This is a genomic window from Paenibacillus sp. LjRoot56 (genome assembly GCF_964253335.1).
Lineage (GTDB): Bacteria > Bacillota > Bacilli > Paenibacillales > NBRC-103111 > Paenibacillus_E > Paenibacillus_E allorhizoplanae.
In genome coordinates, this window is record NZ_CAXURV020000001.1 from 2,433,158 (window position 1) to 2,454,121 (window position 20,964).

Genomic DNA, 20,964 nt, shown 5'->3' on the forward strand with positions numbered 1-20,964 from the left:
TGTGGTTTGAGGTGGGGTTAGATGCCCCAGCTCGTAAGAGCACTAGGGAGGTGCATGTCTATTCAGGCATTCAGTTCCTTTTGTTCATACGGCTATCTAGGGCAAGAAAAATGATAACAGTCTGCTTATCTGGAAGAATACAGACGAATGACAAGCTGCTAACGCAGCTTTTTCTTTTTTATTATGGCTCTGTTAATCTTTGCTGTTGATTTCATTGAGGTTACGGGTAGCATAGCTGAATAAACATCAAAAAAGGATGCTGACACCAAGGTTTCAGTACCTTCTCAGCTAAAAGTGCACTAACGAATGAACTTAAACACTTTCAACGAGAGAGGTAAAAGTTGTTGACAGAATACCCAATCAGATAAAAACCATGCTCATACCCTGAATCATAAGAAATTAAGGAGGGAGTCACGAAATGAAAATCATTCGAAAAATTTGTGGAAAATGCCCCATTCCCGTTAATCTGACATTAAAACAACGTCTCACCCAGCAAATCGGATTTGGTTCAGATCCTGTTTTTACAACTACAAATGGAAGGTCAATTAACGGAGTCATTCGAAAAGTGGGAAACAAAGCCTTCGCACTAAGGGAACTGGATACTAATCGGCTAAGGATAATTCCGTTCACAAGATTGGCTGATTACAGATTTGAAATAACAACAGGAGTTCCGCCGATAAAAAATGTCGCGGTTATTCATGCGAAACAAGCGAGTTTTCTTGCTTTTAACGTAAAAAAGGGAAAAGACTATGTTGAATTTGTTCAAATAATAGCGGAGCATCCACAACAAGTAATTACCGTTTTTAATCACATTATCCCAATAAGTCAAATTGTAAGCCTCGAATGCTTACGATTGAAAAGGCGATAACTATGGACGAAAAACACTTATTTTATATAGTTTGTTATAGTCTTATTACATGCGAGAGTTTGTAAATGAGACAATTTTGCTGAAAATCCACTTCAAAACTTTATTTGTCATTATGCTTTCACCAAAAAAGCCGGGAACCCTTGGGTTCACTGGCTTTCCGCAGTTTAGTACATAAATCCGATTAAGGGGTTCATTATGCTACATGGTTTATTCCGACTTTCAAAAGTGAAAAAATTACGGGTTTTCCCAAGCTAATAAAGCCATCAAAGTTACTAGAATTAATAAGACCTTAATGTAATAATCAAATTTTTTTTGACAGTTGAAACAGGCGATAATACACACTTCAATGATTCAAGATCATTTCCTCCATGTTATCCTTTCGGAACGTTTCGAAAAGCACTAGGGGCAGAACCCATCATTTTCTTAAATAATCGCGAGAAATAATAGGGATCAGTAATCCCAATGCTTGCGCCAACTTCTTTGATAGACAGAGGTGTTAAACTGAGCATTTGGGCTGCTTTTTGAATTTTCATGCGTAAAAAGTATTCAATCGGCGGAAATCCTGTTTCTTCGTTAAATAATAAAATTAAATGCTGTCTAGATAAGCCTGTGTGTTTGGCCAACTCTGGGAGCTTAATGGTAGTTTCTATACGATCATTCATGTATTGGATGGCAACTTCTAGATATTGCTCCCTCTTTTTGACTTTGGCTGTACCACCTACACGGATCCCAATGCTGCTAATCAGTTGGCGGATGGACTGGGAAACATGCGTGTGGATGGGTAATGAATAGGTTTTATCGGATAGCAAGTAATAACATTTATCAAAAACCTCTTTGTACTCGGTCATAGTGCCGATGGGTAAATGTAGCGGTCCCGTATCCATTCCGTACAATTGAATAAAAGCCGCTGTATGGTCGCCTTGGAGATGAAACCAGTAAATACTCCATGGTGTATGGGTAGAAGCTCCATATCGATGTGGTGTATGTGCAGGAATGACTGCCAAGTGATTTTGAGTCAGGGTAATTGCAGGTTGTTGACCTAATTGGATCCAACCTTCGCCTTCGGAGCAAAAGATGAAAATATGAGAGTTGCTGCCCTCAGGACGTTCGCGATAATGCTGGCGAGCATGCGGGAAGAAGCCAATATCACTTACGAATAAATCACGCGTCAGCTCGGAGCGGGATAGTTCGGTCTGCATATATTCAGGAAGGATGAACAATTTCTCCTCTTCAAACCCTTCAGGTTTTCCAATTATATCCAATTATAGACCCCCCTCTAATAATAAGAATATAATCCATTATATTAAGCATTTTGTCAATTGGCTGTTGCCAGCATCCGAGGTAAAGTAGAGACAATCAGATAAGGGAGTGATGATGTTGAGTCAGAAGGTTCGCATTTGGGAAGAAGTAAAGTCGATTCCGACTTACGGTATTGGTGAGCCGGATCGCAATCCGATGTTCTTAGAGAAACGTGTATATCAAGGAAGCTCTGGTAAGGTATATCCCCATCCAGTTATCGATAAAATTGAAGATGAGAAGAAGCCCCATTCTTATCGTATGGTGATATTAGAAAATGAATTTGTTCGTATCGAGATTATGCCTGAGCTTGGCGGACGCATTTACCGTGCGTTGGATAAAACGAATGACTACGACTTCGTTTATTATAATCAAGTCATTAAACCAGCACTGGTTGGCCTAGCCGGTCCATGGATTTCCGGTGGCATCGAATTCAACTGGCCGCAGCATCACCGTCCAAATACGTATGGTCCGGTTGAATACAAGCTCACTGAACAAGAAGACGGAAGCGCTACCGTTTGGGTGAGTGAGATCGACCGTATGTACGGCACGAAAGTGACGGCGGGATTCACGCTGTATCCAGGCAAAGCCTATCTAGAAATTTCTGCACAGCTATATAATCGAACACCGGAACCACAAACGTTCTTGTGGTGGGCGAACCCTGCAGTTGCGGTAAATGAGCATACGCAATCTGTATTTCCACCAGATGTTACAGCCGTCTTTGATCACGGGAAGCGTGATGTGTCTAGGTTTCCAATTGCAACAGGAACATACTACAAAATGGATTATTCTGCAGGCGTTGATATCTCACGCTACAAGAACATTCCCGTTCCTACATCGTATATGGCTTATAAATCTGATTACAACTTCGTTGGCGGTTATGATCATGGCGTGCAAGCAGGCTTGTTGCACGTGGCGAACCATCATGTGTCTCCTGGTAAGAAGCAATGGACGTGGGGGAACGGTGAGTTTGGGCAGGCTTGGGATCGCAATCTGACAGATGAAGATGGCCCATATATCGAGCTCATGACTGGCGTTTACACAGATAACCAACCGGATTTCACGTGGTTACAACCCTATGAAGAAAAATCATTCAAGCAATATTTCATGCCTTACAAAAATATCGGAGTCGTTAAAAATGCCTCCATCGATGCTGCAGTCAACTTAGAAATTGATGAAAAGACACGTGAAGCTGTTGTTCTTGCTTATGCGACTTCCTTGTTTAATGGCGCTGTTGTTGAGTTACAAGGCCGTAGCCGAACATATTTGAAGGAAATTGTGGAGCTATCTCCAACACAAACGTTCAAATCAGTCCTTACACTGGATGAAAACGATCAAGCACACGATTTGAAACTGACTGTAAGGGATGCAAAGGGGACGCTTCTCATTGCTTACCAGCCTGCGAAGCCTTCGATTGAGCAAGTGCCAGATGCAGCTAAGCCACTGCTGGAACCAGCGGAATTGAAAACGAATGAGCAGCTGTATTTAGCCGGACTGCATTTAGAGCAATATCGCCATGCAACGTTCGAGCCTGAAGATTACTATTTGGAAGGCTTAAAGCGCGACCCGGACGATAGCCGTATAAATGTAGCTTACGGCACACTCTTGCTGCGTCGCGGGCTGTATGGCAAAGCGGAAGTTCACTTCCGGACGGCTATAAAGTCTCTGACTTGGCGGAATCCGAACCCTTATGACAGTGAAGCTCTCTATCAATTAGGCGTAGCGCTTAAGGAACAGGGACGTAAAGAAGAGGCATTCGCAGCACTATACAAATCGACATGGTCCGCGAACTGGCAAGATGCTGGCTTTTTCACACTGGCACAAATTGCTTGTGAGAAAGGTTCGTACAGTGAGGCGTTGGAATTGGTTGAGCGTTCACAAGTGCGCAATTCCCGCAATTACAAAGCTCGTCACTTGAAAGCTGCGCTTCTGCGGAAGCTGGGACATCTGCAGGAAGCACTAGTCTTCTCGCAGGAGACACTGCTACTGGATATAGCGGATTTCGGATCAGCCAACGAACGATATCTTACGCTTTCAAGCCAAGGCGAGCAGGCGATTGCAAATGAAGTGAAGATGGAGCTTGTGCGACTCATGCGTGGGGATGCACATAATTATTTGAACTTGGCGGCGGATTATGCGAATTGTGGCTTATATGAGGAAGCCATTGAATTGCTAGGACGAATTGTTCAAGATCACGATTCTTCAGAAGTGAACCCGATGATTCATTACACACTTAGTTTTTTACATGATAAAGCAGGATATCCTGACAAGGCTGGGCGCCATAGAAAAGCTGGAAACGCGGCAAATTCAGATTACTGTTTCCCTAATAATTTATTTGATTTGCAAGTGCTGACAAGCGTTATTGCTGTGGATACTGAGGAGGATGATAAAGCTCACTATTATCTTGGAAATTGGTTTTATGATAAAAAAAGATACGAAGATGCGATAACGCATTGGGAAGCATCACGTACCATCCGAGAAGATTTCGCGACCGTGCATCGTAATTTGTCACTCGCTTATTTCAACAAACGGGGGGACAGAGCATCGGCTCTGATTTCCATGGAGAAAGCCTTTGCATGCAGGCAGGATGATGCACGGGTTTTCTATGAACTGGATCAATTGTATAAGAAGCTTAGTTACACCGCAGCTACTCGTAGCGCTAAGCTAGAGGAACACCAAGCTTTAGTTAACAAACGCGACGATCTTTACGTGGAGTATGTTACTCTCCTTAATACGCAAGGTTATCATGACAAAGCCATTCAAGCTATACAAGCACGCAATTTCCACCCTTGGGAAGGTGGCGAGGGTAAAGTCACGGGTCAGCATGTATTTGCCCACGTTGAGCTTGCGAAAAAAGCTTTAGCCGAAAATCAATTTGAAGAGGCTGTATCATTTTTACAACAAGCACTTATTTATCCGGATAATTTAGGTGAAGGTAAGCTATCGGGTGCGCAAGAAAATAATGTGTATTATTATCTTGGACTTGCTCATGAAGGTTTAAAGCAAACGAAGCAAGCACAGGAATGTTTCGAAATGGCTTCACAGGGACTAGATGAGCCAGCTAGTGCCATGTATTACAATGACCAACCGCCTGATATGATCTACTATCAAGGAATGGCATGGCTTGCTCTGGGCATTGAGAAGGAAGCTAAGCGCCGCTTCAATAAGCTGATCGATTATGCAGAGAAGCATCTGTTCGATGAAGTGAAATTTGATTACTTCGCAGTTTCCTTGCCAGACTTCCTAGTATTCGAGGACAATTTGAATGTTCGAAATGAAGTTCACTGTCGATATATGATGGGTCTGGGGTATCTCGGTCTGGGTAACATGGAAAAGGCGAGGGAACAGTTTGAAAATGCACTAGGTCTGGAAACGAATCATTCAGGCGCACGAATTCATTTGAGTATGTGCAAATGATGTCTGAGCGTATGAGCAACATAACAATTGGAATTTATAAAGGCTTCTTATCGATCACCATTGAAAATGAACAAATCCGCATGGTGATCGTACCGAGTCTCGGAGCAAAATTGGTTTCACTGATTTATAAGCCAAGTGGTAAGGAGTGGCTGATTGATTCAGGTGAAAGACCGTTTAGACAGCCTGAGTACGGCTCATCCTTTGGCGAATGGGATATGAGCGGTTGGGATGAATGTTTTCCGACGATTAACGAATGTCCATGGGAAATCGATAAGAGCATTAACCTGCCCGATCATGGCGAAATTTGGTCACTTCCTTGGACATATAGAATCGAAGAGAACGAGGTTATTTGTTCGGTAGAAAGCCAGTTGTTATCGTATCAGTTCACAAGAAGCATCTCCTTCTACTCGAGCAATAAGGTAAGGATGAATTACCGTGTGGTAAATAAGAGTGACCAACCCATACCTTTTTTGTGGGTACCTCACCCCCAACTTGCAGTCACTGAACCGACGCGTATACTTCTTCCTGAATCCATGTCGGAAATGCTATGCGTGTACGAAGGTCATAGGCTGAAGAATGGGGAAACGTATGCTTGGGATGATATATCTTTAATTTATCCCGCGGTTACTGGTGATGGAAGAAAGTTTTATTATGAGGGGCAAGTACCTGCAAGTTGGTCTGGCCTATACGGTCAGGAAAGTGAAAACTTTCTAATCGTATCTGTTCCAAAAGATAGGGTTCCTTATCTAGGAGTTTGGATGGATGAAGGGATGTTCAACGATCGAGTTACTTGTGCATTAGAGCCTAGTATTGGTTATTATGATTCACTTAATATGGCTGTAAGTAATGGGACTGCACAGACAATACCAGTACATGACTCTTTTGAATGGTATGTAGATATAGACCTCGGTGCAGGAGATTGGCATTATGTGATTGACAATTTATAAGGATATGCATTATGAAAAGAGGATGCACTTAGGTGTGTCCTCATTCGACGATAGACCACTCCAAGTATTTAATCTCTTCTTTCTTAGAAAGACGAGCATACTGTTAAGTGTCTTCATCTATAAGTTAGTGTTTTCGGAACAGCTGCAAGTAAAGGTATTTCACGAGAGCCGATAAGTAGTTATTGTTTTGGATAAAATAGACAGTTCAAGAAACCTGAGGGATTGCTGCCCTCAGGTTTTTTTATACATTCTGGTAAATCTTCGATTGACGTAAAGGTGTAAACCGCCTATACTGACCATGATTCTCATTCTCATGCTTGTATTTAACTTCATTCCTAAGAAGGTCTCAACAAATATGCTGACAAAGAAACGAATGATCCAATCTATAGCGATCTTTCTGGTTGTTTGCTCCATTGTTATCACATGGCAATGGTTCGATTCGAAGGAATGGCTTCGCGATGTAGGGCTGCTCTTCCACCGGCCCAAATGGTTTGCCTTCATGGTAATCGCCTACTTAGCTTCCTTTCTTCTCAAAGCGGCAGCTTGGCGAATTTACGCGGGACAAGATGTCAAATTCTCGGTCTATTTTCATGCGATTAGCTACAGTTTGCTCGTAAATCATGTGCTGCCGATCAAGGTGGGAGATGGGGTTCGAACCGGTTTATTAATGAAAAATGGCAGAAAGTCATGGGAGGATGCACTCCATTCCGTAGCGGTTATGCGCCTGTTGGATATGCTTGTGCTGGGGGTCATTGGAGGCATTGGTATCGTCCGCATGGGTCTGCCTTCTTCTTGGATGTGGGTGACGCTGCTGGCCTCAGGCACAGCGATTCTCGCAACGGCTCATTATTTACCTATGATTCGCAAATTCCCATTTGTCGTCAAACATTCTGCCTATTTTCATCTTAAAATGCTTTCGGGCAAAGGGCTCGCCATTCTAGGCTTAATCACATTCAGTTGGGTGCTAGAAGCGGGGGTCATTTTCGCAGTCTCCCAAATTATTAATGTGCAATTAGGAAGCATTTCGCTCGTATGGGCCAATAGCATGACGATTGCTGGGCAAATTTTTCATATTACACCTGGGGGCATTGGCACCTATGAAAGTACGATGAGCGGCTCACTTGCCTTATTGGGTGTAGATGGGAAAGACGCCTATCGAGCGGCGCTATTGTCACATACGTTTAAATTTCTATTTGCCTATGCAATAGGTGGCTATTCTTTGTTGCGGATGCCCCTGCACTTTAGAGAAATGAAAGCTTGGATTAGCCGAGTCACAAGTCAAACTAAATCACGATCCTATAACAAAGTGCGGAAGGAAGATTAATATGAAAAAGGCCTCATCCTTTGAAATCGTTGCAGCACGCTGCTGGAACCTATTAAATGAGGGAAAACCGTTTACACCCATCTTCGTTGTTGGCGTTTTCTTACTGTACCATATCGGGATATGGGCAGATCCTAGCTTTTGGAGTGCGGCAGGTTTAGGTTTGCTCGTCACACTTCCGTTATTTGTCATCTATTATTGCTTCGATTTCCCGCTTTTTTTACGCAATTATTTATGGATGCCAGTGATTGCTGCACTTCTCATTTGGGAACGAAATGATTTCTCGCTATATGTGCTGGCACTAGGGCTGTTTTTCTTCTTTACGATATATTTCTGGGGCACGTTTTACTACCATTTGCGTATTGGTACGACGTGGTGGAATTTCACACGCTTTTGGAAGCTTGTCTTGAAAAATAGTGACTCAACGAGCGGCAACGCTCAGGAGCAGATGCCTAAGTTTTTGCTGCTCCTGTTCGTATGGAGTCATTATTACCGTCAGTTTGAAGCAGATGTATCTGCGGATGTAGGAACTGGGTTCCTTTTTGCAGGTGGCTTGTTAATTTACGCGTTTATTCTTCATCGGTACCTATTTGACTGGAAGCCAGTAGAAATTCCTACGTATACGCGGGACTCAAGTGCAGTAAAGATTGGTGGAGAAGCTCTCAGCGAGAAGGTTATCGTAATCGTTGTTGACGGCATGCGCAAAGAAAGATTTGAGGAAGCCAATGCACCATTCATGAAGAAGCTACGAGCAGAAGGTACCGAATACGCTCAAATGGAAACCGTATATCCGGCTCGTACCGTGGTTTGTTTCTCCTCGATGTTTACAGGTACCTATCCGCGCGAGCATGGTATTCGCTCCAATATGGTGTGGAGGTTGGGTATTCGGGTCGAGAGTATATTTGACTCACTGCGCAAAGTTGGGAAAAAAGGACGGTTGCTAGGAATCGCACACTTAATTGACTCTATGGGAGACGACGTTGAGAGCGTGACGGCTGTCATGCACAACGATGTGGCGGATCGTAATATTATTGAAAGAGCCAAGAAAATAATGGCGGAACAGAATCCGGATTTGCTTGTTGCTCAATTGATCGGGGTTGACCAGACAGGGCACAGCCGAGGGGTTCTCTACGATGATTACACGCAGAAAATTGCCGAGGCAGATCAACTTATTGAAGAGTTCGTCGGTTGGCTTGAAGAGCGCGGCATGATGGCGAATACAACGCTGATCATCTGTGCGGATCACGGACAAGCAGACGGTATTGGCGGGCATGGGCATCTCGACGAAGGCGAGCGTTATGTGCCTTTCTTCCTGCACGGTCCGACTATTGAAGCGGGCCGCCGTATTGATGAGAAACATTCCCTCGTATCCATGGCACCGACACTAGCTTATTTATTGGGTGCTCCACTCCCAAGTCATAGTCGCGGACCTGTTCTAACGGAGGCTATTAAACATCATGACTAAGAAAAAAATCATCGTTTTCATGCCTGCACATAATGAAGAAGAGAACATCAGTGGGGTCATTGCCCGCGTTCCGAGAGATTTCCACCCGCAGTATGTGGTGGAAGTGCTTGTGATCGACGATGGGTCGAAGGACCGCACCGTCCAAGCAGCGCGCGATGCGGGGGCCGACCACATTGTGTCGTTCCCGCACAATCGAGGGCTCGGTGCCGCCGTTCGCGAAGGGCTGAAGCAATGCTGCCTGCTTGGTGGCGACATTGGCATTATGATCGATGCGGATAATGAGTATCCGCCGGAACAAATCCCTGACGTCCTTACGCCCATTATTAGCGGGCGTGCAGACTACACCTTTGGCTCACGCTTCAAAGGCCACATTCAAGGGATGAAGTTGCATCGCCGCTTAGGCAACTATACGTTTACGCTGCTGCAGGCTATCTTGCTGCGCAGATGGATTTATGACGGCCAGTCAGGCATGCGCGGATTCTCGCGCGATGCGATGGAGAACGCCGTCATTATCCATGACTACAATTACGCCCAGGTGCTCACGATTAATCTGGTTCGTCAGGGCTACCGTTTAGAGGAGATTCCGATCTCGTACCAAGTACGGACCAAGGGTCAATCCTTCATCAAGTTCAGACAGTATGTGTCTTCCGTAATTCCGGCGATTTACAAAGAAATGAGACGTCCCGTCTCCCGTAAGCGCAAGGCCACTGTCCAAATGCATCGAGATGAACCGAGCTTATGACACGTAACGCGTTAGTAATGGCGCTTTTTGCTGCTTCAGTTATAGCCAGTGTGATCTGCCTTAGTCTGCTATATGCGAGTCCTTATGTGCGTACATGGGACGAGGTGGACTTCACACTCGCACTGCATCGGTATGATTTACTGGCCATGCAGCCTCATTTTCCTGGATATCCCTACTTTATTCTGGGTGGTTGGTTTATTAACCGATGGATGAATAATCCCGCTATAGCCTTATCCGTCTTCAATACCTTAGCGGCATTAAGCTCCGCGATTCCTATGTTTTTATTAGCACATCGTCTGACGGGTAGCGGCATCAAGAGCCTTTTGCTGCCCGCACTCGTTTTAAGCAGCCCCTACATTTGGCTCATGTCCTCACGTCCCATGTCGGAATGCGCAGGCATGGCCATGCTGTGGTGGTTTCTTTGGAGTATCCGCTTTGCGATGGATCGTCCGCACGCTGTGCTGCGTCATGGGCTAGCGCTGCTGATGTTCAGCTTCTTAATGGGGATACGCTTATCTTTCTTTCCTTATGGTTTAGCCTTGGTCCCCCTCTGGTATTCGCTTTGGCAGCAGGGGGCTACCCGTTGGAGGAGATGGCTCCGAGTAGGAGGTTCAGCTCTGGCAGCAGGGCTGTTTCAATTGATTTGGGTAGCCGGCTTGGTACTTTCCGAAGGAAATGTGGCTGGCTTCTGGAAGTTGTCCCTAGCTTTTGTAGAGGGGCATTTCTCTGAGTGGGGCGGTGGAGTGATCTCAACACCGATGCCCATGGGGGACCGAATCATCCAGCTATTCGGGCATAATTTGCTAGGTTCTGCCCTTTTCGGTGGTTCCATTCTTATTGGCACGAGTCTCGCGATTTTGGCTGTCATAACGTTGGTCGTGCGAGGATTCGTCGCATCGATAGAGCAGCTTAATAAAGAGAACAGGAATTACTTACTTTGGTTGGTCGGTTGTGCTGTTCTTTATTCCATATGGGCGTTAATAGGTCAAAATATCGAAAAACCTCGACATATTGTTCCGGTCGTTTCGCCAATTTTATGCTTCCTGTTTGTCTATATCATTCGAACGGCAGATGCTGTGAAGGCCTCAGATCCTAAGTCGCGTCTGTTGAGACTAGCACCAAAGTTACTGTACACGCTCTTCATTAGTTTCATTGTCGTACAGGTTTTCTATGGCTCGCAGCTATTAAAAAGGCAGGCTTTGGACGAACCAGCGATCTATCAGCTGCATGACTATCTGAGTAGCTTGCATGAGCCACTCATTCTGTTTACATGGGAAGAAACGAGAGTCTTGCAGTACTTACAAGCAGATTACGAACATGAGCGCATCTATACGTATGGGTATTTTCAATCATTGGCAGGAGCCAATTTGGATCGACGCGTTTTTCTAACCGATCATGTTGTGCAAGGTTTTGCGGCTCAGCGGAAATCGGTAGGATCGCATGTAAAACAGATTGCCGAGTTTACATCCGATACGCTGTTTGACCCTGCCTATGGACACGTGACTTTATTTGAATGGGTTCGTTAGTTACCATTATGAACGGACTATGAACAATGTGTGATCAAGTTGTAAAATAAAGGTTGACATAAAAATGGACAATGATTATCATTATCAATGACATTGAGAATCAAATTCATAGCAGAGGTGAAGATATGAAAAGATGGCTACTAGCCGGATTGACTCTTGTGTTTGCGGCATTACTCATACTGCCGACTTCCGCGCTGGCCTATTCTTACGGTGACGCGAATACCGAAGATGTCGCTGAAACTTTTAAACTGGTGCAAACCAGTATTGGTGATGGTGCGAATGACTGGGGAGCAGCAGAAGGTGCCTACAAAGAGCGAAGAGCTGAAATTATAGCACACTTTGGTGAAGAGGTCGGAACTACGTTAGATGCTAATTTCAAAGCAAAGGATAATAAATTAGTTATTGCGAATTTCAAAGCTGTACTTGTCATGAACTTAGATCGTCGTTTTAACTATGCTGAACAGGGTATTGATGACTATGCGGGTGCAAAGCTGCTATTGGCCAAAGCCAAGGCAACCTATGATACCCTAGAGCCTTACATAGGATCGGGCAAAGCGGAAATTGATAAGTCATTTGACGCTGCTCTTGATGCATTAGGTAATCCAGGATTGTTCGGCGTTGGGAAGAAGCCAGTGCAGCCTGCTGTATTTAAGGAGAAGGTTGATTTTATCTTTGGTAAGGTAAAGCCGCTATTTCCTTATAAAGCTTACAGTGCACCAGCACCAGCTGCCACAAGTACGCCGACGCCTACCGTTAAACCGGTAGAGACGACAAAGACAGAGCCCGTTGTGAAGGTGGAAGTTAGTCCTAAGCAAGAACAGCCTGCTGCAACGACGGAGGCCAAACCGGCAGAGACGAAGGCGCCAGACGCAGCTGCGACGGTTGCGACAAGTTCTCCTGAGCCGTCTGCATCAGCATCAGCAAGTCCAACACCGACGACTGAAGCGGCTAAGCCTACTGCAACAGTAGAAGTACCCGCTAAAGCTACGGAGACAACTAGCACAGCCGTGAAAGCTGAGCCTGTGAAAGAAGCAGCCGCTCATGCACCGATGCAACGCTCAGACAAAACGAATCCATGGGTCAGTGTAGGTGTCATTGGTGGTGTCATCATTGTATTAGGCGGGGCCGTATGGTTCGCTCGCAAAAGAAAGTGGATTTAACTGTAACCGTTAGGTCAACCAAAAAATTGAGATGAATAGAGGAGAAACTTATCATGCGTAAATTTTTATCAGTAGTATTAAGTGCTTCAATCGCTCTATCAAGCGTTGTTACAGTAACATCCGTTGCTTTTGCAGAAACTAAATTCCAAATCAAAGAAGATCAAACGATCTCCGCTAGCCTTAAATCGTTCACAGATATTAAAGCACTTTTCACAGATAAAACAGATAAAGCCGTCCTTGCTGATATTAAGAAATTATATGTTGATAAGTTCCAAACAGATGTTAAACGACTGGATGTCAACATCAAAGCAGATGACCCTAAAATGGATGCCAATATCTTACTTATTTTGGATGCTGCCATTAAAGGTGATTTGCCAGTTGGTCCAGCGAAAGAAGCAATCGATAAAGGATTGCAATGGTATTACTTCTTCGCACTTCGTGATTTGATGAGTAACCAAGTACGTCCTGCGTTGACCAAGGGTGACATCGCTGGCGCGACGGCTGCTTTCGATAAAGTCGTTCAAATTTATGAAGGTGCTTTACAAGCTAACGTTGTAAAACGTGATACGAAGTATAGCTTGAACATGGTACCACTTTTGAAAACAACAATTGAGCTAATTCAAAAAGATATCAAAGATAACAATTTGAATGACTTTAACTTCCACCGTCAAATTCTTGACAAAACATTGATTAAAAACTATGCGCTTGCAACATATACATACGCAGAAAACGTTGGATTGGCTGCGGCAGCTGACCAATCAAAAGCGATCACAGAAGGTTACTTCCTGTTTATGCCTGTATACACTTACCTTAAAGGCGGAAGCCCTGCTGACGCTGATTTCGTTAAGAATGCCTTTGCTTCTGGCGATGCTAGCAAAATCAAACAAGCTGAAATTGGCGATGCACTTCAACGTACGATGATCGGTAAAGTATCTGAATACCTTAACCAAATTCTAGTTAAACAAGAAGCTGGAGACCTACAAGGTGCACGCGGATATGTTGCTGAAGGTACGATGTTCCTTGCTAGCCAAGAAGTGTTCTTGGGTAAAGAGAAATTTGCAGCTGCAAGTGTTGCAGCTACGAAATTAAATGAAGCTGTTGATAAATCCGATGCAGCCGCTACGAACGCAGCTATCTTTGACATCGTAAAATTCCTCGTTGACAAAGATGGTTCCAGCTTAAAAGTGAACGACAAAGGATATAAAGTAAATGGCGCTGCTTTCACAGCTGAGAATGCTCCGTTCGTTAATCAAGAAAGCGGCCGTACGTTAGTGCCGGTTCGAGTTATTGCTCAAGCGATTAATGCGCAAGTTGAATGGGTTGAAGCAACGCAAACGATCGTGATCACGAAAGATGGCAAGAAAACAGAAATCAAAGCTGGTTCCGATCAAGTTGTTGAGAATGGTAAAGTAAACGAGAAAGTTAAATTGGATCAGCCGGTTGTTCTTCAAAACGGCAGTTCATTCATCCCATTGCGTGCAGTAGCTGAGTTGTTCAGTTATGGCGTATTCTATCAAAATGGTGAGATCATCATTCTTCGTTAATCATCTCGTTCAGAAGGGAGACACTTGTGCTGTATAAGCACAAGTGTTTTTCGATGTTCAGATGCAAGGAAAGAGAACAGGAGGCAGATCATGGATTTACAGGCATTTCTCATTACGTTTCGCGAAGCACTGGAAGCCATTCTCATTGTAGGTGTCATCCTTACTTATTTGACTCGAATTGATGCGATCCATTGGCATAAATGGGTATGGGTTGGCGTGTTTTTCGCCATAGTTGTCAGTTACGGCTTGGCTCTTGCTTTCCAGGTTTTATTAACTGGTTTTGCAAGTATGGGTAGTCAGAATTATTTGAAGATCGGGATTATGCTCGTCTCATCTGGTTTATTGACACATATGATTATGTTCATGGGGAAGCAAAGCAGTGAGATGCAAGGCAAGGTTCAGAGCAAGGTTGCTCATATATTGACCATTGGCGGCGCCATTAATATGGTTGTTCATTCCTTCTTGGTTGTTGTGCGCGAAGGCGTGGAGACGGTATTCTTCTTCGCTGCTATTACGGGTGGCGACATTCAGAAAGCGCTTGAAAGCTGGGGAGCTTTATTCGGTCTGGTGCTAGCCGCAGTGGTGGGCCTTCTCTTTTTCAAAGGTACGAAGAAAATACGTTTAAGTACTTTCTTCCGCATAACTGCAGTGTTCCTGATGATGATTTCGGCTGGGCTGTTTGTTCAGGCGATTGGGATTATGCAGGATTTAGGAATTATAGGCAGCCTATATCGAACAGCAGGACACCAGATAGCTGAAATTTATAATATTACGGCCTTTATGCCAGAACACCCTATTGACGGTGTGCAATATCTGCGTGATTATGGAAAAGAGCCGCTTATTAACGGCCAAGTCGGTATTTTCTTTAAAGCTTTCCTTGGTTATACGCAGAATCCTTCACTGGAAGAGTTCGTGGGTTACTGGGGATATTACTTCTTAGTATTCATTCTTCTAGCTGTTCAGAAGAAGCGTCAGGAACAGCAACAGATCCAAGAAGATAAAGTGGCAGCGTAATACATAGGGGAATCGACTATAAATTGATTATCAACATGAGGAGCGAGGATAACGATGAAGATAGGAATTGTTGGATATGGCCATGTAGGCAAAGCGATTCATGCTTTATTTCCCAAGGCTGTTATATATGATGGACCTCTACAGAAGGGCAGCCAAGATGAGGTGAACGCTTGTGACATGGTGTTTGTTTGTGTTCCGACGCCCTCGCTTCCGAATGGTAAATGCGATACATCTATTGTGGAAGAAGTTATTGTGTGGCTGACATCTGAAGTGATTGTTATTCGTTCGACCGTGCCAGTTGGCTTTACGGATGAGATGAAGGAACGCACAAGGAAGAGAATCGTTTTCCAGCCTGAATATTACGGGGAAACGGTGGATCATCATTTTGCAGACTTGCGTCACCGTACGTGGCTTACGCTGGGAGGCGCATCTGCTGATGCTAGCCTTGTAATCCGTGCGTATCAGCAGGTGTATAATGCGGAAGTGAGAATACGGTTGACAGATGCTCGTACAGCCGAAATGGCGAAGTACATGGAGAATTGCTTCCTTGCGCTGAAGGTGTCATTTTGCAACGAGTTTTATGATGTCGCTGGTGCTTACGGCATTGATTACAATGAATTGCGTGAAGTTTGGCTCGAGGACCCTCGAATCGGGCGAAGTCATACATTTGTCTATGAGGATGATCGCGGTTATGGCGGCAAATGCCTGCCCAAAGATGTTAACGCACTCATCAGCTTCGCTGAGGATAAGGATGTTAACGTCGATTTAATGCGATCTGTTCAGCAAAAAAACGACCGACTTCGGGATTTAAAGGATTAGAGAAATAAAGGGGAGCTTCTCATGAATATCCAAGCGTACTTGAAAGAAACACGCAAAATCATTGGTGTGGGACCGAATTTTAAAGCTTTTCGCGCTCAAAAAGGGATCACCCATGAGGAGGATCCCTTTCTCTTTATCAAGTCTCCGCAAAGCTTAACAGTAGAGAACGATATTTATTTGCCACCACAGCTTACGGAGTTCATCTGCGAGGTGGAAATGGCGGTCATTATCGGTCAAGAAGCCAGAAATATTGCGGAAGAGGATGTAGCCTCCATTGTCGCGGGATATGCAATTGCTAATGATATTACGGCGAGCGCGCATTTTGATACGGGAAGATTCAAGATGTTTGATCAGATGACCCCGATTGGCCAGATGGTTTCTATTGCAGATCCACATCAGGTTGATCTCGAAATGTGGGTGAATGGCAATCTTATTCAGAAAGATCATACAGTGAACCTGCTATTCTCTTCGAACTGGTTGATCTCGCATATTTCACGCATGACAACCTTATGTAAGGGGGATATCATCTTAACAGGGACACCGTCGAATCCAATGACTTGTCAAATTGGCGATGTCGTTGAGATGAAGAGTCCGCAGTTAGGCAATCATCACTTTACGATTCACAAGGAACTATGAGCCCATCATAGTTCCTTTTTTTGTGGAAAAAGCGAATACTTTTACCGCCATTTGCAATTGGAAACGAATATCAGGGTCTTTCAAATCAACCCCTAATAAGTTTTGAACTTTTTCTAGTCGATAGACAATGGAGTTGTAATGGCAGTAAGAAGCCTTTGCGGTTTCCTTAATGTTGCCGCCGAATTGCAAGTAAGTATTTAACGTATCAACAAGCTTAGCGTTATTCTCTTTATCGAACGTGTATAGGGGCTGAATATACTGAAATAGCTGTTTTTTGATGGATTCTTGATCAGAAAGTACATGAACAATCGAGTACATACCGAGTTGGTCGTAGTAACATAGCGTTTCATGGGGCTGAATGAAGTCCCAGAGTTCTAGTGCGGTTACGGTTTCTTTGTATCCCTCGTGTATGTCGGACAGTCCCTTCATACTGCTGATGCCAAGACGAATGCCAGGTTGTTTCAAATATTTATGGAGCTCTGATTGGAGCTTCTGATAGGCGTTTTTCTGATTAGCCAACGGCTTTGGAATAAGGAAAACCCATTCATTCCCCATAGAAAGTAAGACAATGCCTTGAAGAATACAGTAAGCTTTCACATTCATGAGTTCTCTTGATGAAAAAGGTGGGAGCGGTGAGGTTAGACAAACATTGTAGCTAGTTTGCAGCTGAAGTCCGCATGATGCAGCCTGCAGCGCTATGGCCTGTGGATCAGTAATTTCACCTAGGATCCAGGTTTTGAGAAAAAGATCTTTCTGATTATCCTCTAAACTGCGCAGCGAATGTTGTTTGCTGAGGTGCAGGGTTAGTAAGTTAACCGTATGCTGAAGCAGGAACTGCAACGGCTCCCATTCCCCGTCCTTACAACCCCAACAGACAAAGTAAGCCATCGTTTCGTTATTTTTCTCAATCGGCAAATAAATTGTGGTTGTGTCATCGTCGAGCCAATAAGAAGGCAGCGCTGTGGTAGATGAATGCGGTGCAACGGGCCGAAGGTGTCTGGCATCAGGCCATTCCTTCCTAAACGCGGGATCAGTGGCATACATGTCAGATTCATAGGTAATCAGGGCAGCTTGCAAACCTGTACTCTTGGAAAATGTCTCAATGAAGGTTTTGCTGTTCTCGCCCATAATTAGCGTACTGGTAAGCAACTGTATCTTATGATGCTGTTCCATGAGCCAGTTCGTTTTCTGGTTGAGAATTTCCTCAAGCACTTCCGAAATGGTCTGGGAATAGCCGATTTGATAGGCCAGCTCCAAGATGGGCAGCCCATATTCATTAGAAAGAGTAACCATTTCTTCTGGAACTGTTTCGAGATACCGCTTGGTTTTGATACCGATAGCGGCTATTCCTGTTGCAGCAAGTTTGGGAATCAGCTCATTCTGAGCATTGGGGTTATCTTTAATGGAGTATGCGGTGGTGAGGAGGAGATCGCCATGCCTTACCCAGTTGAAAACATCCGGTACTTCCATCACATTCACATTGGTAATGCGACGGTTTAAGCCCTTGGCGCCACTTATGATAGGATCTTCTCCAAATAGGAAAGGTTTATGAGCGATTAATTCATTCACACTGATTCCATTCATGGCCTAACCTCCTCAATTGTTATGTTAATAAAGCTAACATAAAATGAAGGCGGAGGAAAGAACAAACTTAGTAGAAATTACTAAAAAAATCTTTCGTATATAGAGGGAAAGTAGAATGAATCGTTGAATATTACCGTAATGAGAGCAGAATCTTTGTGAATGGTTCACAATGGAATCATGATAGATTTGTGAAGCAACTCTAGTGTAAACCTAATTGTTGTGATATATAATCTAACATATAAAGACAATATACATTACGGGGAGCTGAGGAAAATGAAACATGGTAAATGGATGAGTAAGGGCTTGGTTATTGCATCGCTTTTGTTAGTTACCGCTTGTGGAAGTAAGGCAACGACAACAGGTACATCTGCTAAACCTACAGATCAAGCAGCAGCATCACCTACACCCGCAGTGGCAGCCACAAGCGCGCCAGCAACTTCTCAAACGGTTCAACAAATTAAAAAGAATGGCAAGCTCGTGATTGGAACAAGCGGAAACTTCCGTCCAATGACCTTCATGAATGAACAAAGCCAGATCACAGGACTAGATATCGACATCGGTACAATGATTGCAGAGAAACTTGGCGTCAAGATTGAGTTTGTGCCAGGAAATATCGCAGGCTTAATCCCAGGTCTCGTAGCAGGGAAATTCGATCTCGTGATGTCAGCTCTTTCGGAGACGGATGAGAGAAAGAAGAGTATTGATTTCTCCATTCCTTATGGCAAAGACGGCACGGTAGCTGTGACGTTGAAGGATACGACCAAAGTAGAGGATGTAACAAAGCTGAGTGGTCTGATTACAGGCGTAATTGGCGGTTCAGCAACACATACCGTGATTAAGGAATTCGGTGGTTTCAAAGAGCTGAAGGAATACCCAGGGAACGCGGAAGCATTCACAGATCTAAAAGCAGGTCGAATCGACCTTTACGCAGTTGGCAACATTGCAGCGAATGATTACATCAAGAATGATAAGAGCGATAAGCCACTTAAGTTGGTTGGTAATGTTGCAGCAGTGAAAAACATGGGAGTAGGTATGCGTAAAAATGAACCCGAATTGAAGGCAATTATTGATAGTCTGATTGATGAGAAGATGAAGGACGGAACTATCGATAAACTCGCTACCAAATGGGTAGGGGCACCGCTTCCGAAGTAACCTAAAATAAACAGAAAATGAGTGATTGGCATGGACTGGGAAATTGTATCCAATTATATGCCCCTCTATTTAGAGGGGGCGCTGACGACTTTCAAAATCTCCATACTAGCCATCTTGTGCGCAACAATACTTGGCTACTTTATTGCTCTTATGAGGCTTTCCAGTATCAGTGTAGTTCGCGGCATTGCCTTCGTTTATGTATGGGTATTTCGAGGAACCCCGTTAATGCTTACGCTATTCTGGTTGTATTATGCCACACCATTCGGTCTCAAGCTTCCTGCGTTTGTCGCAGGGCTTGCGGCCATGTCGATCAATTCCGCTTCCTTTAAGTCAGAGATCATTCGAGCAGGCATCATGTCCGTGGATCGAGGTCAATTAGAGGCAGCGGATTCGATCGGGATGAACCCTTTTCAGAAGATGATTCGCATCACCATTCCGCAAGCAATTAGACTGCTAACCCCACCTTATATTAATAACTGTGTCATCATGCTGAAAGAGTCAGCCATCGTATCCATTGTTACCGTGCCGGATTTAATGCTTGGCGCACAACGAGCTTATAACAGTACATACAGTGTCATGGAGACGCTGGGTGTGGCAGGAGTAATCTACTTAACCATGACCAGTTCGATCATGTTGCTGCAATTCTTCATCGAAAAGAAGCTGCGTATTGCGAAAAGGTAGGAGGCATGAGATATGATTCATATTCGTGGACTAAATAAACAATTTCATGAGAAAAAGGTACTGGATCAAATCAATCTCGAAATTCGAGAGGGTGAGGTTGTCTCGATTATTGGACCGAGCGGTGCGGGGAAAAGCACATTGCTACGCTGTATGAACCTGCTGGAGGTACCGACCTCAGGGGAGATTTACGTGGATACGCGTAAAGCCGAATATAAGACGAACGCTCGCGGACGCTTAACGCTGCAATCGTACATGAAATTGACCTGGCTTCGATCGGAGGTCAGCATGGTCTTTCAGCAATTTAATCTATGGCCGAATAAAACCGTACTGGATAACGTAACCGAGGGACCGCGTATTGTGAAAAAGGTTCCACGTAAAGAAGCAGAAGCCAAAGCGATTAAGCTGCTTGAAAAGGTTGGCTTACAAGAGAAAATAAATGAGTATCCCGCTAATTTATCGGGTGGTCAACAACAGCGTGTGGCGATAGCAAGAGCTTTGGCCATGGAACCGAAGGTTATTTTGTTCGACGAGCCGACGTCCGCACTTGACCCTGAATTAGTCCATGAAGTGCTCGATATCATGGTCAAGCTTGCGAAAGAGGGCATGACGATGGTCGTCGTGACACATGAGATGAATTTTGCTCGCAACGTATCTGATCGCGTTCTTTTTATGGAGGATGGTCAAATTACGATGAGCGGGAAGCCAGATGAAGTCTTTCATATGAAAAATGCAAGGATGAACCAATTCATGCGCAAGATCACCCATGAGGTCGAACTGAGAGGAGTTAACTAA

The 20,964-nt window shown here is 44.3% G+C and carries 17 protein-coding genes; 15 read left to right on the forward strand and 2 right to left on the reverse strand.

What is annotated here, in order from left to right; genetic code table 11:
* Window positions 1-418 precede the first annotated feature (418 nt).
* Window positions 419-868, forward strand: coding sequence for a hypothetical protein (locus ACSQ8O_RS10970; protein ID WP_436241585.1), 450 nt, complete (start codon window positions 419-421; stop codon window positions 866-868).
* A gap of 371 nt (window positions 869-1,239) precedes the next feature.
* Here ACSQ8O_RS10970 and ACSQ8O_RS10975 read toward each other — a convergent pair whose 3' ends face one another.
* Window positions 1,240-2,130 carry a helix-turn-helix domain-containing protein gene (locus ACSQ8O_RS10975; RefSeq protein ID WP_436241586.1) on the reverse strand — a complete coding sequence of 297 codons (891 nt, stop codon included), beginning with the start codon at window positions 2,128-2,130 and terminating at the stop codon, window positions 1,240-1,242.
* Between the two features lie 109 nt (window positions 2,131-2,239).
* On the opposite strand from ACSQ8O_RS10975, the gene ACSQ8O_RS10980 reads away from it, so the two are divergent.
* From ACSQ8O_RS10980 to ACSQ8O_RS11030, 11 genes are all read left to right on the forward strand, one after another.
* Entirely contained in the window at window positions 2,240-5,581 is a 3,342-nt protein-coding gene (locus ACSQ8O_RS10980; RefSeq protein WP_436241991.1) for a DUF5107 domain-containing protein, read from the forward strand.
* Window positions 5,582-5,592: 11 nt separating this feature from the next.
* Window positions 5,593-6,528: a hypothetical protein gene (locus tag ACSQ8O_RS10985; RefSeq protein WP_436241587.1), complete on the forward strand. Its 936-nt coding sequence runs from the start codon at window positions 5,593-5,595 to the stop codon at window positions 6,526-6,528.
* Between the two features lie 355 nt (window positions 6,529-6,883).
* A complete protein-coding gene (locus tag ACSQ8O_RS10990; protein WP_436241588.1) occupies window positions 6,884-7,852 on the forward strand; it encodes a lysylphosphatidylglycerol synthase transmembrane domain-containing protein in 969 nt (322 codons plus the stop codon).
* A gap of 1 nt (window position 7,853) precedes the next feature.
* Entirely contained in the window at window positions 7,854-9,314 is a 1,461-nt protein-coding gene (locus ACSQ8O_RS10995; protein WP_436241589.1) for an alkaline phosphatase family protein, read from the forward strand.
* Window positions 9,307-10,056 carry a glycosyltransferase family 2 protein gene (locus ACSQ8O_RS11000; protein WP_436241590.1) on the forward strand — a complete coding sequence of 250 codons (750 nt, stop codon included), beginning with the start codon at window positions 9,307-9,309 and terminating at the stop codon, window positions 10,054-10,056. The genes ACSQ8O_RS10995 and ACSQ8O_RS11000 overlap by 8 nt, the downstream gene beginning before the upstream one ends.
* Window positions 10,053-11,582 carry a hypothetical protein gene (locus ACSQ8O_RS11005; RefSeq protein WP_436241591.1) on the forward strand — a complete coding sequence of 510 codons (1,530 nt, stop codon included), beginning with the start codon at window positions 10,053-10,055 and terminating at the stop codon, window positions 11,580-11,582. Before ACSQ8O_RS11000 ends, ACSQ8O_RS11005 begins: the two co-directional genes overlap by 4 nt.
* Window positions 11,583-11,653: 71 nt before the next feature.
* Complete coding sequence (locus ACSQ8O_RS11010; protein WP_436241592.1) at window positions 11,654-12,742, forward strand: hypothetical protein; 1,089 nt, start codon at window positions 11,654-11,656, stop codon at window positions 12,740-12,742.
* A 53-nt stretch (window positions 12,743-12,795) separates the two neighbouring features.
* Window positions 12,796-14,286 (forward strand): copper amine oxidase N-terminal domain-containing protein, encoded by a 1,491-nt coding sequence (locus ACSQ8O_RS11015; protein ID WP_056623849.1) that lies wholly within the window; start codon window positions 12,796-12,798, stop codon window positions 14,284-14,286.
* 90 nt (window positions 14,287-14,376) lie between these two features.
* Window positions 14,377-15,300: an FTR1 family iron permease gene (locus tag ACSQ8O_RS11020; protein ID WP_436241593.1), complete on the forward strand. Its 924-nt coding sequence runs from the start codon at window positions 14,377-14,379 to the stop codon at window positions 15,298-15,300.
* Window positions 15,301-15,354: 54 nt separating this feature from the next.
* Entirely contained in the window at window positions 15,355-16,119 is a 765-nt protein-coding gene (locus ACSQ8O_RS11025; protein ID WP_436241594.1) for a hypothetical protein, read from the forward strand.
* A gap of 21 nt (window positions 16,120-16,140) precedes the next feature.
* Complete coding sequence (locus tag ACSQ8O_RS11030; protein WP_436241595.1) at window positions 16,141-16,755, forward strand: fumarylacetoacetate hydrolase family protein; 615 nt, start codon at window positions 16,141-16,143, stop codon at window positions 16,753-16,755.
* Here ACSQ8O_RS11030 and ACSQ8O_RS11035 read toward each other — a convergent pair.
* Window positions 16,750-18,339 (reverse strand): PucR family transcriptional regulator, encoded by a 1,590-nt coding sequence (locus tag ACSQ8O_RS11035; RefSeq protein WP_436241596.1) that lies wholly within the window; start codon window positions 18,337-18,339, stop codon window positions 16,750-16,752. The two genes, ACSQ8O_RS11030 and ACSQ8O_RS11035, sit on opposite strands and share 6 nt — an antisense overlap.
* 273 nt (window positions 18,340-18,612) lie before the next feature.
* On the opposite strand from ACSQ8O_RS11035, the gene ACSQ8O_RS11040 reads away from it, so the two are divergent.
* From ACSQ8O_RS11040 to ACSQ8O_RS11050, 3 genes are read left to right on the forward strand one after another with little or no spacing between them, the layout of a single operon-like run.
* Window positions 18,613-19,491 carry a transporter substrate-binding domain-containing protein gene (locus tag ACSQ8O_RS11040; RefSeq protein WP_436241597.1) on the forward strand — a complete coding sequence of 293 codons (879 nt, stop codon included), beginning with the start codon at window positions 18,613-18,615 and terminating at the stop codon, window positions 19,489-19,491.
* A 30-nt stretch (window positions 19,492-19,521) separates the two neighbouring features.
* Window positions 19,522-20,172: an amino acid ABC transporter permease gene (locus ACSQ8O_RS11045; RefSeq protein WP_056623832.1), complete on the forward strand. Its 651-nt coding sequence runs from the start codon at window positions 19,522-19,524 to the stop codon at window positions 20,170-20,172.
* Window positions 20,173-20,184: 12 nt separating this feature from the next.
* A complete protein-coding gene (locus tag ACSQ8O_RS11050) occupies window positions 20,185-20,964 on the forward strand; it encodes an amino acid ABC transporter ATP-binding protein (RefSeq protein ID WP_056623829.1) in 780 nt (259 codons plus the stop codon).

Coding starts and splice junctions, on each gene's coding strand:
- ACSQ8O_RS10970 (WP_436241585.1), top strand. CDS start 419: ATGAAAATCATTCGAAAAATTTGTGGAAAATGCCCCATTCCCGTTAAT.
- ACSQ8O_RS10980 (WP_436241991.1), top strand. CDS start 2,240: ATGATGTTGAGTCAGAAGGTTCGCATTTGGGAAGAAGTAAAGTCGATT.
- ACSQ8O_RS10985 (WP_436241587.1), top strand. CDS start 5,593: ATGAGCAACATAACAATTGGAATTTATAAAGGCTTCTTATCGATCACC.
- ACSQ8O_RS10990 (WP_436241588.1), top strand. CDS start 6,884: ATGCTGACAAAGAAACGAATGATCCAATCTATAGCGATCTTTCTGGTT.
- ACSQ8O_RS10995 (WP_436241589.1), top strand. CDS start 7,854: ATGAAAAAGGCCTCATCCTTTGAAATCGTTGCAGCACGCTGCTGGAAC.
- ACSQ8O_RS11000 (WP_436241590.1), top strand. CDS start 9,307: ATGACTAAGAAAAAAATCATCGTTTTCATGCCTGCACATAATGAAGAA.
- ACSQ8O_RS11005 (WP_436241591.1), top strand. CDS start 10,053: ATGACACGTAACGCGTTAGTAATGGCGCTTTTTGCTGCTTCAGTTATA.
- ACSQ8O_RS11010 (WP_436241592.1), top strand. CDS start 11,654: ATGATTATCATTATCAATGACATTGAGAATCAAATTCATAGCAGAGGT.
- ACSQ8O_RS11015 (WP_056623849.1), top strand. CDS start 12,796: ATGCGTAAATTTTTATCAGTAGTATTAAGTGCTTCAATCGCTCTATCA.
- ACSQ8O_RS11020 (WP_436241593.1), top strand. CDS start 14,377: ATGGATTTACAGGCATTTCTCATTACGTTTCGCGAAGCACTGGAAGCC.
- ACSQ8O_RS11025 (WP_436241594.1), top strand. CDS start 15,355: ATGAAGATAGGAATTGTTGGATATGGCCATGTAGGCAAAGCGATTCAT.
- ACSQ8O_RS11030 (WP_436241595.1), top strand. CDS start 16,141: ATGAATATCCAAGCGTACTTGAAAGAAACACGCAAAATCATTGGTGTG.
- ACSQ8O_RS11035 (WP_436241596.1), bottom strand. CDS start 18,339: ATGAATGGAATCAGTGTGAATGAATTAATCGCTCATAAACCTTTCCTA.
- ACSQ8O_RS11040 (WP_436241597.1), top strand. CDS start 18,613: ATGAAACATGGTAAATGGATGAGTAAGGGCTTGGTTATTGCATCGCTT.
- ACSQ8O_RS11045 (WP_056623832.1), top strand. CDS start 19,522: ATGGACTGGGAAATTGTATCCAATTATATGCCCCTCTATTTAGAGGGG.
- ACSQ8O_RS11050 (WP_056623829.1), top strand. CDS start 20,185: ATGATTCATATTCGTGGACTAAATAAACAATTTCATGAGAAAAAGGTA.